Consider the following 14,301-nt stretch of genomic DNA (forward strand, 5'->3'; position numbering starts at 1 on the left):
TGTGCGGCCCCGTGTCGGTCAGAGTTTCTGTACCGCCGTTATCCAGCCCTCGTAAAGCTGGTCCCGGTGTTCTTTGGTCATCACCGGCTCAAAGTTACGGTCGCAACGCCACAGCCCGGCCAACTCCTCAAGAGAGCCATAGACCCCCGCCTCAAGGCCGGCCAGGTAAGCGGCTCCCAGCGCTGTTGTCTCGACCAGTGACGGGCGATCCACCCGGGCGCCGAGGATATCCGCCAGGAACTGCAAAACCCAGTTGTTGGCCACCATACCGCCATCCACGCGCAAGGTCACCGGGCGTATGCCATCTTTCTCCATGGCTTTTTGCAGGTCCTTCGTCTGGTAACACACCGACTGGAGACCGGCAGTGACAATTTCCTTGATGCCGGTATCCCGGGTCAGGCCGAAAATGGCACCGCGAGCATTCGGATCCCAATAGGGTGCGCCGAGGCCGGTAAATGCCGGCACCAGATAGACACCGTGATCCACCGGCGTTCCCTCGGCCAGAGGTTCGGTCTCGCAGGCATCACGGATAAGCCGCAAACCATCCCTTAGCCACTGGATGGTCGCACCGGCTATAAAAATACTGCCCTCCAGCGCGTAGGTAGGCTTGCCATTTATCCGATAGGCCACCGTGGTCAGTAGGCGATGCTCCGACTGCAGGGCCTTGTCGCCGGTGTTCAGCATCAGGAAACACCCGGTTCCGTATGTGCTCTTTGCCATTCCGATGCTGAAACAGGTCTGGCCGAACAGCGCCGCCTGCTGATCCCCGGCGATACCCAGCACACGGGTTCCGTTCAGTGCGCCACCCTGGGCGATCTGCCCGAACTGATCGGCGGAATCCATGACTTCCGGCAGCAAGGATTCGGGAATACCAAAGAGCTCCAACAGTTCCGGATCCCACTGCTGGGTGTGGATATTGAACAGCAGGGTCCGACTGGCGTTGGTGGCGTCGGTACGATGTTCACGGCCGCCCGTCAGTCGCCAAAGCAAAAAGCTGTCGATGGTGCCAAAGGCAAGTTCACCGCGTTCCGCTCTCTCTCTTGCACCGGCAACATTTTCCAGAATCCAGCGAATTTTTGTGGCCGAGAAATAGGGATCAATCAGCAGGCCCGTCTTGCCGCTCACCAGGGGCTCAAGGTCCTGGCTTTTCAGAGACTCGCAGTAAGACGCGGTTCGCCGGTCCTGCCAGACGATGGCGTTATAGACCGGCTCCCCGGTTTTCCTGTCCCACAGAATGGTGGTTTCGCGCTGGTTGGTAATCCCTGCCGCGATAACTTCATCATCCTCTGCGCAGGCTTCCGACATCACGGCGTCACAGGTCTGCCGGACCGACGACCAGATGTCTTCGGGATCATGTTCCACCCAGCCACTGGCCGGGAAGTGTTGGGGAAATTCCTGCTGGCGCGTGGCGTGAATGTTACCTTGCAGGTCAAAGAGTATTGCCCGGGAGCTGGTAGTTCCCTGATCGATGGAAAGAATGTACTGGCTCATTGTGATTTGCACCTCGGGTTCTTATTTTTTCGTATTTTTACCTTTTTGAACATAAATTCCAAGAGAATTCCACTTCCATTGCGCACGGACGAAAGGCAACTCACTAAAAAAGCTGCATAAACCCCGGGAAACCACTAAACTTTGAAGATGTTTTCGGTTGCACACTATTTCGCATGAGAAAAATGACAAAGCGGGGGAGGTATTAATGGCACAGCGTCGCCGACAGGATCTGATCATGGAGCTGATCCAGCAGAACGGTTTTGTAACCACCGAGCAACTGGTGGACCAGTTCAAGGTAACGCCGCAGACTATCCGCCGGGATCTCAACGAACTTGCGAAACAGAAGAAGCTCCGCCGTCACCACGGAGGTGCCGGTATTGACTCCAGCACCGTGAACACCGCTTACCAGGCCCGCAAGATCATGGACCTTGAAGCCAAGGAACGCATCGCCGAAGCGCTGGTGGACATGATTCCGGATAACTCCTCCATGTTCATCAACATTGGCACCACCACTGAAACCATCGCCAAGGCGCTGCTGGAAAAGAACAACCTGCAGATCGTCACCAACAACCTCCATGTTGCCTCCATTCTCTCGGCCAAAGAGGATTTCCACGTGATCATAGCCGGAGGCGAAGTTCGCAACCGGGATGGCGGCATTGTGGGCGAGGCCACCCGCGATTTTATCAACCAGTTCAAGATGGATTTTGGCATCATCGGGATCAGCGGCATCCATAACGACGGCTCGCTGCTGGATTTCGACTATCGCGAAGTCCGGGTCGCCCAGGCAATCATCGAGAACTCCAACCAGGTTCTGCTGGCAGCGGACCACTCCAAGTTCGGCCGAAATGCCATGGTGCGCCTGGGCAGCATCACGCAGGCGAACCACGTGTTCACCGATCAGCAGCCTCCGCTGGAAATCCGCCAGCTTCTGACCGAACACAACGTCGAACTCCACCTCGTCTAGCGCCTTTGGCGTCACAGCCAACCGAAAACGTGACCGCCTCCACTTTTTCGTTTTTTTTCTGTTTTTTCCTTTACGAATATCTTGAGCTTTCGCATAATAGCGGTATACCCCATATTAGACATTGAAAAGTGCGCAAGACAACAAAGCCTCTTTTCCATTGGCGTCAGGAGATGACCAACAATGACTATGGAGCACGAACAGTTTGACGTTATTGTCGTTGGCGGTGGAGTCAACGGCACAGGCATTGCCATGGATGCCGCGGGGCGAGGGCTGAAAGTTCTGCTCTGCGAAATGAATGACCTGGCCTCTGCCACTTCGTCGAGCAGCAGCAAGCTGATACACGGCGGGCTGAGGTACCTTGAGCATTATGAATTCCGGCTGGTCCGGGAAGCACTGGCCGAACGCGAGTCACTGCTCAGGAACTCGCCACACATCATGTGGCCCATGCGCTTTCGCCTGCCACACCGCCCTCACCTGCGACCCGCCTGGATGATCCGCACCGGTTTGTTTCTTTACGATCATCTGGCGAAGCGCGAAATCCTGCCGGGATCCCGCTCAATCCGCTTCGATGAAAGCGGACCGCTGAAGCCCGATATCACCAAAGGCTTTGAATACTCCGATGGCTGGGTTGATGACGCCCGGCTGGTCGTCCTCACCGCCAAAAAGGCCCAGCAATTCGGTGCCCGGATCATGACCCGCACCAAATGTGTGAAGGCTGAACGGGGAGCCAGAGAGTGGTTGGTCACGCTCCGTGACATGACCAACGAAACCGAAACCCGGGTCTCGGCGAAAGCAATCGTCAATGCCTCCGGCCCCTGGGTCAGCAAGCTGTTCGGTGAAACGCTTTCCATGCCGGCTCCGAAACTGATTCGCATGGTCAAGGGCAGCCATATTGTGGTGCCGCGACTGAACAAGGGTACCGAAGCCTATATTCTGCAGAACGAGGACGAGCGCATTGTCTTCGTCATTCCCTACGAAGACGAGTTTTCCCTGGTTGGCACAACCGATGTGGACTACGAAGGGGATCCCAGGAAGGCGAAAATCTCGCCGGAAGAAACCGACTATCTGTTGAACATCGTAAACTCGCATTTCAGGCGTCAGCTTCAGCCGTCAGATGTGGTCTGGTCCTACTCCGGCGTTCGCCCGCTGATGGATGGCGAGGAGGAAAACGCGCAGAAGGCATCCCGGGACTACTCCTTCGAAGTCAGCAGCGAAAAGAACAAGGCGCCGATTATTTCCGTGTTCGGCGGCAAGATTACCACCTATCGCAAACTGGCCGAGGCGGCAACCGACAAGCTGTGCCAGTTCTTCCCGGAAGCGGGAGGCCGGTGGACCAAAAAGGCCGTGCTGCCCGGCGGCGATTTCGACAACCACGCATCGCTCGAGGAGAAGCTGCGCAGTGACTTCCCGTGGCTTCCGGAGAAGATCATCAGCCGTTATGTTCGAACCTACGGCATGACGTCCTATGACATCCTGCGCAATTGCACCTCGATCGAAGACCTGGGAGCCCACTTCGCAGGCACCTTGTACGAAAAGGAAGTGCTGCACCTGGTGAAAAACGAGTGGGCAATGACATCCGATGACATTCTCTGGCGCCGGACCAAACAGGGCCTCTACGCAACAGACAGTGAAGTTGAAGCTTTGGACCGATTCCTGATGAACGCAGCAGCACCCCGGGCTCGCAACACCGCTCTCCACCACAGCGCCTGAAGCTCTCTCAGGCATCTTTGCTCCGGCCGGATGATCTCCGCCCGGAGCTTTTTTGCTTTTGAGACTTGTTAACCCGACTGTCACTGCGTGCTGCCCACCGGCCTCTTTTCAGAAGCCCGGACAACAAAAAAGGCTGAGGAATACACCTCAACCTTTTTGGAAAGCCCGGCTAAACAGGGCTATCAACAACGATCAGAACGTCAGCTGTGAACCGAAGATAATGACATCGTACTCGCCCTGGCCATTGCCCGTCCCGAGCGTGGTGTACTCAGCCATCAGCGTCAGGTTGTCGGTTGCGGCATATCGTGCGAACAGCATGGTCAGATCGGTATCATCACCGGTGCCGGCAATGAAATCGTCCTCACCTTCACCATAACTGACCCCCAGTGTGGTCCGGTCGATCCTGTAGGTGCTCTCAACATACCACTGGCTGGCGGCTTCCTCGTTGGGGTCCAGACGCGCCGCGTACACGAAGTTGCCGGTACCGGAGGTCATCGCGTAGTTGCCGCGAACGGTCAGATCGCCCAGGGAGACCGAGCCACCAAAATCGATACCGGACATGGTGTAGCTGTCAAAGCTGCCGGTCCTGGAGTCCACATCCTGGGTAAAGCCGCTGGACCACAGGGAGAAGTTGCTGCCGGAGTAGACCACGTTTGCTTCGATACGGGGCATGGTGTACTCGGCATCTGTGGCCAGCGGATAATCTCCCTCATCCATCTTTGAGGGGCTAAACAAACCGACCTTGAACTGCAGGCCGCCCAGGCTGTTGGAGGTGTACATCACGCGAGGTGTGAAGTTGGCGTAAAAGTAGCCGTTACCAATACGACCGGCAGTCGCCGCGATCTGGTCCGGGCCGTTGATCAGGCCGACACCCAGCGCACTGCCATTATCGCCAATGGCAGGCACACCGAAGATACCAAAACCCTTACCGATATTGACCTTGCCGAAATCGCCGGCCACGGCAATCTCAGAGACCCGGCTGCGGAAGTTGGCTTCCGCATCACCTGGGGCAATGTCGGCATTCATCTGGAAATGACCGGACACCTGGAGACCATTCTGGGTTGGTGCGTAGATGTTGGTCTGCAACGTGGCCGGATTGAACCCGGTTGTAATAGTGAACGAGTCTTCGTCGGTCGGCTGGTCATAGCTGCCGAACACGGCAAAGACCGGGATATGGCCGCTAAAACCCACTTTCCAGCCGCTGTCGGATTCCAGCGACACTTCCGCCATGACTGGCGAGGCAGCCCCCGCAGCCAGCAGCGACAGGGCTGCCGCCAGAGGCGCCTTCCGGAATGAACGCTTGCCGGACAACATAGAGACATTGTTATTTTCGATCATGTTAGCTTCCTGTTTTTGTTAGCGCTGAACGGTCATCAGCCACCCGGATCCCTCCGCCCAGGAACACACCCGCGGCCAGGCTCCTCGCGACTGACTGTGTTAACGAACCGCCTCGTTTTCGTTTCAAGGCCATATAGTTCGAAACAGAACAAATCTAACTCCGAAAATCGAAAATGAAAAGTTTATGATCGAAAAAATTTTCGTTTAGACGGGATTAAGGCTGGCAAACTTCATCACATAACACGCTAAAAACCTGTTATACAACGATTTTTATTACTTTCCCAGAACATTTTTATTTTTCGTTGACGAACACCGAAACGAATTCTATGATCGTTATTTGTACGAAAACCAACAAAAACAAGAGACGATCATGAAAAAACTGCCATTACTACTCGGCTTACTGCTCTTGCTGGGCCGCCCCGCAGACGCCGGCCCACTGTTCGACTCACTTCCGGACGCAAAACAGTCGCTTATCCTCGCGCTGATCCGCGATCACCTGCCGGATTCCACGTTGTCGAAAGACGAGCAGGCCGAGGAACTGGCCTGGTTCGCCCATGCCGCGGCAGACCTGAAGGGCGTAGAAATCTCGGTTCTTTCCGAACAACTGCCGACCCATGATTATGAGGCGGAGGTCCTCGCCCCGGCTTTTTCCGGGCTTACCGGGATTGAGGTCACCCATGACAGAAAACCGGAAGGCGAGGTCATCCGGCAGATAAACCTGCAACGGATCATGGCGGCAAAAGGCCAGTACGATGCGTTCGTCAATGACTCCGACATGATCGGCACTCATGCCCGTAGCGGCTGGGCCCTGGCCCTCAGCGATTACATGCAAGGAGCAGGCAAGGCCGTCACCTTGCCGACCCTGGCACTGGAGGACTTCATTGGCCTGGAATTCGTCACTGGCCCGGATGGCAAGATCTATCAGCTTCCAGACCAGCAGTTCGCCAATCTCTACTGGTTCCGCTACGACTGGTTCCAGCGGCCGGAGTTACGGGCACAGTTCCGGGAACGTTACGGCTACGAGCTTGGCGTGCCCGTTAACTGGTCGGCCTACGAGGACATCGCAGAGTTCTTCACTATTCACGTGCGAGAGATCGATGGCGAACGAGTCTATGGCCACATGGACTACGGCAAGCGTGACCCGTCTCTGGGCTGGCGTTTTACCGATGCCTGGTTTTCCATGGCGGGCGCTGGCGACCGGGGCATACCGAACGGTTTGCCGGTCGACGAATGGGGCATTCGCATGGAAGGCTGCCACCCCGTTGGCTCTTCAGTCAGTCGGGGTGGAGCAACCAACAGCCCGGCGGCGGTCTACGCGCTGGAGAAGTACATCGACTGGCTGGATCGCTTCGCTCCGCCCGAGGCCCGGGATATGACCTTCTCAGAGGCAGGCCCGGTCCCCGCCAGAGGGCATGTTGCCCAGCAGATTTTCTGGTACACCGCCTTTACCTCGGATATGACCAAAGAGGGCCTGCCCGTGGTGAACGAAGACGGCACGCCGAAATGGCGCATGGCACCCTCGCCCCACGGCGCCTACTGGCAGGATGGCATGAAACTCGGCTACCAGGACGTGGGCGCCTGGACCATTCCCCGGGCCATGGGAGCCGAGCAGCAGAAGGCAGCCTGGCTCTATGCCCAGTTCACGGTCTCGAGGACCGTGTCGCTCCAGAAAACCCTTCACGGGCTAACCCCGATCCGCCTGTCCGACCTGGAATCCCCGCAGATGCAACAGAAGGCGCCGGCGCTGGGCGGCCTGGTGGAGTTCTATCGCAGCCCCGCACGACAGGCCTGGTCTCCCACCGGCGTGAACGTTCCGGATTACCCCCGCCTGGCCAAGCTCTGGTGGCCGAACATTGCCGATGCGGTAACTGGCAAAGTCAGCCCTCAGCAAGCACTGGATAACCTGGCCGACGCCCAGGATCGAGCCCTGTCGGTTATTGAACGCAATTTCCTGGTCCGAGAGTGCGGCCCGAGGATGGCCGACGATGCGCAGATCAAGGGCGCAGAATGGTGGCTCGCCCAGCCGGGCGCTCCCAAGCCACGCCTGAGCGACGAAAAGCCGCAGGGCAAAACCATCCGTTATGAGGATCTTCTCCGGCAATGGGACATCGCCGGTAACTGAACCGGACGGGACGTTACCACCGGCGATGACTCCCGGCGCCGTTATGAACCGGGAGCCAGAAGCTCTGCTACCCGCCGCTGCAATGCGGGCACAACCTCGCTTTCAAACCAGGGGTTACGGCGCAGCCATAGGTTGTTTCTTGGGCTGGGGTGAGGCATGGGCAGAACCTCGGGCCAATACTCGCGCCAGTGCTGGACGTTGGCAGTTACCGATTTCCGGTTGTTGGCCAGATGCCAGCGATGGGCGTACTGGCCGATAACCAGCGTCAGGCCGATGTCCGGCAGACGGCCCAGAAGAGCCTGGCGCCAGGCGGGGGCGCATTCCGGCCGAGGGGGGAGGTCGCCGGATTTACCGGTACCCGGGTAGCAGAAGCCCATGGGCAGAATTGCCAGTTTCTGTTCATCGTAGAAGGTGTCCCGGGTAACCCCCATCCATTGCCGGAGCCGATCACCGCTGGGATCGTTGAACGGCAGCCCGGTTTCGTGCACCCGCCGGCCCGGCGCCTGACCGACCACCAGAATTGTTGCGCTTTCCGACATCTGGATCACTGGCCTTGGCCCAAGGGGCAGGACCTCGGCACAGAGGGTGCAGGTCCGCACCCGGCGGACCAGGTCATCGAAAGAAAGCTGGGACAGATCTTCCGTCATACTGCGAGCGTCACCCGGGCGATGGCATAAACCAGAATTTCCCGTAACGATAGAGGCACAATCAACGCAGAACAAGTCTTGAAGGACAAATATGAACGCGAAAGCAGGCTCTCTACCGCTGCCGGAAATTGATGTCGAGGAATTCCGGAAAACACCGGGTGAAAAAGCTGCTCAACCTGCCCGGCAGAGGACTGGTCACCATGGTGCTGGCGGCAGGCCGGCGGGCCGAAAACGGCGTTTATAACCGCCAGTACCGGTTTGATCAGAGCCAATTGGTGCATTACCTCTGATGCGTTACCGGCAGCCGGGAGTCAAACCTCCGGGTTGCCCAGTGCCTCGGCGGCTCCCAGCAGGCCGGTGTAGGGCTCGGTGACCACGTAGACCGGCGTGAACTCCAACAGCGGGCGCATTCTGCCCTTGTCCTCGAAGCCATTACGGAACGGACTTTCCAGAAAGAATTCAAGAAAGCGCGGCAGGATGCCGCCACACAGGTAGACCCCTCCTGTGCTTCCGAGCGTGAGGACGCCATTGCCGGCCACCCGGCCGAGGATTTCGCAGAAATGGCGAAGCGTGTGGCGAGCCAGGCTGTCGGTGTTTCCCACCGCCGCAGCAGTAATTTTCTCCGGCGCATCCAGCGGCGCCGCAACGCCCTGGATTTCGGCATGGGCCTGATACAGGTTCAGCAGGCCCTGGCCGCACAGAATCCGCTCTACCGACACCCGGCCAAACCGGGCCTTGAGAATCCGCAGAACGGCCATTTCGGTGTCATCGGTCGGGGCAAAATCCACATGACCACCCTCGGTCATGAGCGGCACCCAGCCATGCGCGATTGGCACCAGACCGGAAACACCAAGACCGGTACCCGGCCCGATAACCAGACGCGGGCGCCGCCCGTCACCGGGGCCGCCACAGACATGAACCAGTTGACCTTCCGGTACATGAGGAACACCAAGCGCCATGGCCGCAAAATCATTGATCACCTTGAAGGCTGACCAGCCGAACTGCTTACGAACCTCTTCGGTATCAAAACGCCAGTGATTATTGGTCATTCGAACCTGGGTTCCACGCACCGGGGAGGCAACGGCCAGGCAGGCCCCGCCAACTTCCGGAACGCCGACCCGGGCCAGATAATCCCGAACCGCGTCGTCCAGGTTGTTGTAATCACTGCAGGGCAGTATTTCGATGGCCTGCGGCTGGACACTGCCGTGCTCTACCAGGGCGAAGCGCGCATTGGTGCCGCCGATATCACCGACCAGTGAATAGTGTGTTGCTGTCATGCGTCATGATTCCAGAAAAAGCTGGCCCCTTCCTCGGGATTGCCGGCGGCGCGGCGCATCCAGCCGAACAACTCCCGACCATAGCCCTGATGATACCCTGTCAGGTCTGCTTTTTCAGATTCCCGGCGGGCAAATTCCTGCTCATCCACGCGGACAGACAGAACGCCCTGCTCGGCGTCCAGGCAGACCACATCGCCGGCTTTCACTTTCGCCAGAGGCCCGCCATCCAGGGCCTCCGGATACACATGTATCGCCGCCGGCACCTTGCCGGAGGCGCCCGACATACGGCCGTCGGTTACCAGCCCCACCTTGTAACCACGGTCCTGCAGCACCCCGAGATAGGGTGTGAGCTTGTGCAGCTCCGGCATGCCGTTGCTCCTGGGCCCCTGAAACCGGACAATCACAATGCAGTCCCGATCCAGATCGCCGGCCTCAAAGGCTGCCTTGAGTTCGTTCTGATCGTTGAATACCACCGCTGGCGCTTCCACCTTGCGATGCTCCGGCGCAACGGCCGACACTTTGATCACGCCGCGGCCGAGATTGCCGTCAAGCACTCGCAAGCCGCCATCGGGCGCAAAAGGTTCTGCCGCCGTACTGAGTACATCCGGGCGCAGGCTCTTTTCCGGAGCCGGTTTCCACACCAGCCTGTCGCCTTCCAGTTCCGGCATCTCGGTGTAGCGCTCCAGGCCATGCCCCACAACGGTGTTCACATCGTTGTGCAGGTACCCGCCACCCAACAGCTCCTTGATCAGGAAAGGTGTTCCACCCGCCTCGTGGAACGCATTTACATCTTCCTGACCATTAGGGTAGATCCGGGTCATGGAGGGGACCACCGATGAGAGCTCGGCGTAGTCGTTCCAGTCGATGATGATGCCCGCCGCCCGGGCAATGGCGATCCAGTGGATCGTGTGATTGGTGGAGCCGCCAGTGACCAGCAACGCCACCAGGGCGTTGACGATGCTCTTCTCATCCACCATGTCACCCAGCCCCAGCTCGCCGCCCTGGGGCTTGGACAGCCGGATCACCTGTTCCGTTGCCGCCCGGGTAAGCTGATCACGCAGCGGCGTATTGGGATTCACAAAGGCCGCCCCGGGCAGATGCAGGCCCATCACCTCTACCAGCAACTGGTTGCTGTTGGCGGTTCCATAGAAGGTACAGGTGCCCGGGCTGTGATAGGACTTGCTCTCCGCTTCAAGCAACTCGTCCTTGCCGACCTTGCCTTCAGCATAGAGCTGGCGGATGCGCTGCTTTTCCTTGTTAGGCAAGCCCGAGGGCATGGGGCCCGCCGGAACCAGGATGGTGGGCAGGTAGCCAAAGCTGAGCGAGCCGATCAACAGGCCGGGAACGATCTTGTCGCAGATTCCCAGCAGCATGGTCGCGTCAAACATGTTGTGGCTCAGGGCCACGGCGGTGCTCATGGCGATGGTATCCCGGGAGAACAGGCTCAACTCCATCCCCGGCTGGCCCTGGGTAACCCCGTCACACATAGCCGGTGTGCCGCCGGCAACCTGGGCCACCGAACCCATTCCGCGTGCCGCCTCCCGGATGAGGTCCGGGAACTTTTCATAGGGCTGGTGGGCCGAAAGCATATCGTTGTACGCCGTCACCATGGCCACGTTGGCCTTGTTCATCAGCTTCAGGGTGTCCTTGTCCCCCTGGTTGCAGGCCGCAAAGCCGTGGGCCAGATTGCCACAGGACAGGGAGCTGCGATGCGGAGACTGGGCTTTCAGTGCGCTCATCCGGCTCAGGTAGTCCTGCCGGCTGGCACGGCTGCGTTCGATGATTCGCTGGGTAACCTTGTCAATGGTCGGGTGCATGGTGGGCTCCATTGCATAAATTATTAGAGTGTTCGCTTTTAGACGTAATTTTACTTCCTTTTTTTGGTAATTCCACCTTTGTATCGTTCATTTTTTCATTTTTTGTTGTTATATTTACTACATTGCAAGTTCCAATCGAACAATAAACAACCAAACAAGGAGTCGGGAGATGACTATCCGTATCGCAATCAACGGTTTTGGCCGGATCGGTCGCAATGTCCTTCGGGCATTGTATGAAAATAACTACCGGAAACAGATCCAGGTTGTCGCCATCAATGATCTCGGCGATGCCGAAACCAACGCCCATCTATTGAAGTATGACAGCGTTCATGGCCGTTTTGAGGGTGTCGTCAGCCACGACGCCGAATCGCTCACCGTCAACGGCGACCGCATTGCTATCACAGCAATCCGCAATCCCGAAGAACTGCCCTGGAGCGAATTCCATGTCGATGTGGTCTTCGAATGCACCGGATTGTTCACCAAACGCGACAAAGCCGCTGCCCACCTGACCGCCGGAGCCCGCAAGGTCATCATTTCGGCGCCAAGCCCCGATGCGGACGCCATGGTGGTTTACGGGGTTAATCATGACACCCTGACCGCCGACCACCACATTATTTCCAACGCCTCCTGCACCACCAACTGCCTGGCACCGGTTGTCGAGGCACTGCACAAGGCCGTCGGCATCGAAAGCGGGTTGATGACCACCATTCACTCGTACACCAACGATCAGAAGCTGAGCGATGTCTACCATTCAGACCTCTACCGTGCCCGCTCCGCCACACAATCCATGATCCCCACCAAAACCGGCGCCGCTGCCGCCATCGGCAAGGTCATTCCCGAGCTGAACGGAAAGCTCGACGGGCTGGCCGTAAGGGTTCCCACCATCAACGTCTCCCTGGTCGATTTCGGCTTCATTGCCGGGCGTGAAACCACCGTGGAGGAAATAAACGACGCAGTGAAGGCTGCCGCCGAGAAAAGCCCGGTTCTGGGCTATAACGTCGAGAAGCTGGTGAGCGTGGATTTCAACCATAACGCCCTTTCAAGCATCTTCGACGCCAACCACACCCGGGTTCTGGGTCGTCATGTAAAAGTCATGGCCTGGTATGACAATGAATGGGGCTTCTCGAATCGAATGCTGGATAATGCCATTGCCCTGATGAACGCCGGTCAATAAATCTGACCGGTTTCGGTTATTCCGCTACTCTATTCGGGACCATTTTGAAGAACCAAAGGACACCAACCATGCTCAGGCGTACCAAGATCGTCGCCACCCTCGGCCCGGCGACTGACTCGCCGGAATCCCTCGCCGCTATCATTGCTGCCGGCGTGGACGTTACCCGGCTGAACTTTTCCCACGGCAGCGCAGAGGAGCATATTGGCCGCGCCCGCCGTGTTCGCGAAACCGCGGCAGCGCAGGGGCGATTTGTTGCCCTGCTGGCGGATCTGCAGGGCCCGAAACTCCGGATTGCCCGGTTTTCCGAGAACAAAGTGACCCTGACAGCCGGCCAGACCTTCATCCTGGACGCCGCGATGGACAAGGAAGCCGGTACCGAAGAACGGGTCGGCATCGATTACGAGCAACTGATCCAGGACGTTGAGCCGGGCGACATTCTGGTCCTGGACGATGGCCGCATTGAGATGGAAGTACAGTCCGTCGACGACCACAGCATCACCTCCACTGTCCTGATAGGTGGCCCTCTCTCCAACAACAAGGGCCTGAACAAACGCGGCGGTGGCCTCTCGGCCGAGGCGCTCACCGAAAAGGACAAGCGGGATATTGTGACCGCTGCCAGGCTGGGCGCGGATTACGTGGCCGTCTCATTTGTACGCACCGCCGAGGACATGCACATTGCCCGCCGCCTGCTCCGGGATGCAGGCTCTGACGCCGGCCTGGTCGCCAAGATTGAGCGCGCCGAGCTCGCCGACGATGTGGCCGCACTTGACGCCGTTATCGAGGCTTCAGATGCCGTGATGGTTGCCCGCGGGGATCTGGCTGTCGAAATCGGCGATGCCCAGTTGGTGGGTGTTCAGAAGCACATTATCTCCAGGGCCCGGGTGCTGAACCGTGCGGTGATCACTGCGACCCAGATGATGGAGTCGATGATCACCAATCCGATGCCAACCCGTGCGGAAGTCTCGGACGTTGCCAACGCGGTGATGGACTACACTGACGCCGTCATGCTGTCGGCCGAAACCGCTGTCGGCGATTACCCGAAGGAGGCTGTGGAAGCCATGGTGCGCATCTGCCTTGGCGCAGAAAAGCATCCGTCCATGCATCAGTCCAAACACCGGATTCATGAGAGCATGGAAGAGGTAGACGAGGCCATCGCCCTGTCGGCCATGTACGCCGCCAACCACCTGGAAGGGGTCTCGGCGATCATCTGCATGACAGAAACCGGTGCCACGCCACGGCTAATGTCCCGCATCAAATCCAGCCTGCCGATTTTTGCATTCTCGCGCCATCACTCGACCCAGCATCGGGTTGTCATGTTCCGGGGCGTTCAGACGATTCCGTTTGATTCCGCGAAGATTCCGAATGAGCGTACCAATGCTTTGGCGGTTTCCGAGCTGGTGAACCGCGAGGCGGTGAAGGAAGGCGATCTCGTTGTCATCACCAAGGGTGACTATGTGAATGCCCAAGGCGGGACCAATACCATGAAAATCGTTCGTGTCGGGTCTGATATTCGCTGATTCTCTCCTTTTAAGCCCGCTGTCGTTGGTGTATGACCTCGTAGCCTGAGGGTATGTGCCAGGCGGCAGCGGACTTACCCTTTCCAAAAACCGCTACGAGCACGTCCATGTGCGCTTGGCTGTGGCCATCCTTGGCCACAGACATTTTTGGAAAGGGTAAGCCCACTACCACCGCTTAACTCCACAAAAATATCGCCAGATTCAGGCATTGCCAATGGGCTGCGGTATCGTGAGGCCAAACGAG

11 protein-coding genes are annotated in these 14,301 nt (G+C 58.2%); 6 read left to right on the forward strand and 5 right to left on the reverse strand.

Going from position 1 to position 14,301, the window contains the following annotated elements:
• Positions 1 to 18: 18 nt before the first annotated feature.
• The gene (gene glpK / locus msub_RS04830; protein ID WP_048494967.1) at positions 19 to 1,491 is read right to left on the reverse strand and encodes a glycerol kinase GlpK; all 1,473 of its coding nucleotides are present in this window, start codon (positions 1,489 to 1,491) and stop codon (positions 19 to 21) included.
• 205 nt (positions 1,492 to 1,696) lie between these two features.
• Here glpK and msub_RS04835 point away from each other — a divergent pair, with 205 nt between their 5' ends.
• On the forward strand, positions 1,697 to 2,455 hold the full coding sequence (locus msub_RS04835; protein WP_048494968.1) for a DeoR/GlpR family transcriptional regulator: 759 nt from the start codon (positions 1,697 to 1,699) through the stop codon (positions 2,453 to 2,455).
• Positions 2,456 to 2,635: 180 nt separating this feature from the next.
• Positions 2,636 to 4,165, forward strand: coding sequence for a glycerol-3-phosphate dehydrogenase (gene glpD / locus msub_RS04840; RefSeq protein WP_048494969.1), 1,530 nt, complete (start codon positions 2,636 to 2,638; stop codon positions 4,163 to 4,165).
• 192 nt (positions 4,166 to 4,357) lie between these two features.
• On the opposite strand, the gene msub_RS04845 is transcribed toward glpD, so the two are convergent.
• Entirely contained in the window at positions 4,358 to 5,503 is a 1,146-nt protein-coding gene (locus msub_RS04845) for a porin (RefSeq protein ID WP_048494970.1), read from the reverse strand.
• Between the two features lie 370 nt (positions 5,504 to 5,873).
• On the opposite strand from msub_RS04845, the gene msub_RS04850 reads away from it, so the two are divergent.
• Positions 5,874 to 7,625, forward strand: coding sequence for an ABC transporter substrate-binding protein (locus tag msub_RS04850; RefSeq protein WP_082146410.1), 1,752 nt, complete (start codon positions 5,874 to 5,876; stop codon positions 7,623 to 7,625).
• 41 nt (positions 7,626 to 7,666) lie between these two features.
• Here msub_RS04850 and msub_RS04855 read toward each other — a convergent pair whose 3' ends face one another.
• Positions 7,667 to 8,272, reverse strand: a complete 606-nt coding sequence (locus msub_RS04855; RefSeq protein WP_048494972.1) for a uracil-DNA glycosylase family protein — start codon at positions 8,270 to 8,272, stop codon at positions 7,667 to 7,669.
• A 158-nt stretch (positions 8,273 to 8,430) separates the two neighbouring features.
• Here msub_RS04855 and msub_RS22340 point away from each other — a divergent pair, with 158 nt between their 5' ends.
• Positions 8,431 to 8,562 carry a nitroreductase family protein gene (locus tag msub_RS22340; protein WP_264750600.1) on the forward strand — a complete coding sequence of 44 codons (132 nt, stop codon included), beginning with the start codon at positions 8,431 to 8,433 and terminating at the stop codon, positions 8,560 to 8,562.
• 21 nt (positions 8,563 to 8,583) lie between these two features.
• On the opposite strand, the gene msub_RS04860 is transcribed toward msub_RS22340, so the two are convergent.
• The gene (locus tag msub_RS04860) at positions 8,584 to 9,549 is read right to left on the reverse strand and encodes a glucokinase (RefSeq protein ID WP_048494973.1); all 966 of its coding nucleotides are present in this window, start codon (positions 9,547 to 9,549) and stop codon (positions 8,584 to 8,586) included.
• The gene (gene edd / locus msub_RS04865) at positions 9,546 to 11,366 is read right to left on the reverse strand and encodes a phosphogluconate dehydratase (protein WP_048494974.1); all 1,821 of its coding nucleotides are present in this window, start codon (positions 11,364 to 11,366) and stop codon (positions 9,546 to 9,548) included. The genes msub_RS04860 and edd overlap by 4 nt, the downstream gene beginning before the upstream one ends.
• A 169-nt stretch (positions 11,367 to 11,535) precedes the next feature.
• Here edd and gap point away from each other — a divergent pair, with 169 nt between their 5' ends.
• Together gap and pyk are read left to right on the forward strand one after the other, a co-directional pair.
• Positions 11,536 to 12,540, forward strand: a complete 1,005-nt coding sequence (gap, locus tag msub_RS04870) for a type I glyceraldehyde-3-phosphate dehydrogenase (RefSeq protein ID WP_048494975.1) — start codon at positions 11,536 to 11,538, stop codon at positions 12,538 to 12,540.
• Positions 12,541 to 12,608: 68 nt separating this feature from the next.
• Positions 12,609 to 14,057: a pyruvate kinase gene (gene pyk, locus msub_RS04875; protein ID WP_048494976.1), complete on the forward strand. Its 1,449-nt coding sequence runs from the start codon at positions 12,609 to 12,611 to the stop codon at positions 14,055 to 14,057.
• The last annotated feature ends 244 nt before the right edge of the window (positions 14,058 to 14,301 follow it).

This window comes from Marinobacter subterrani, assembly GCF_001045555.1.
GTDB classification, from domain to species: domain Bacteria; phylum Pseudomonadota; class Gammaproteobacteria; order Pseudomonadales; family Oleiphilaceae; genus Marinobacter; species Marinobacter subterrani.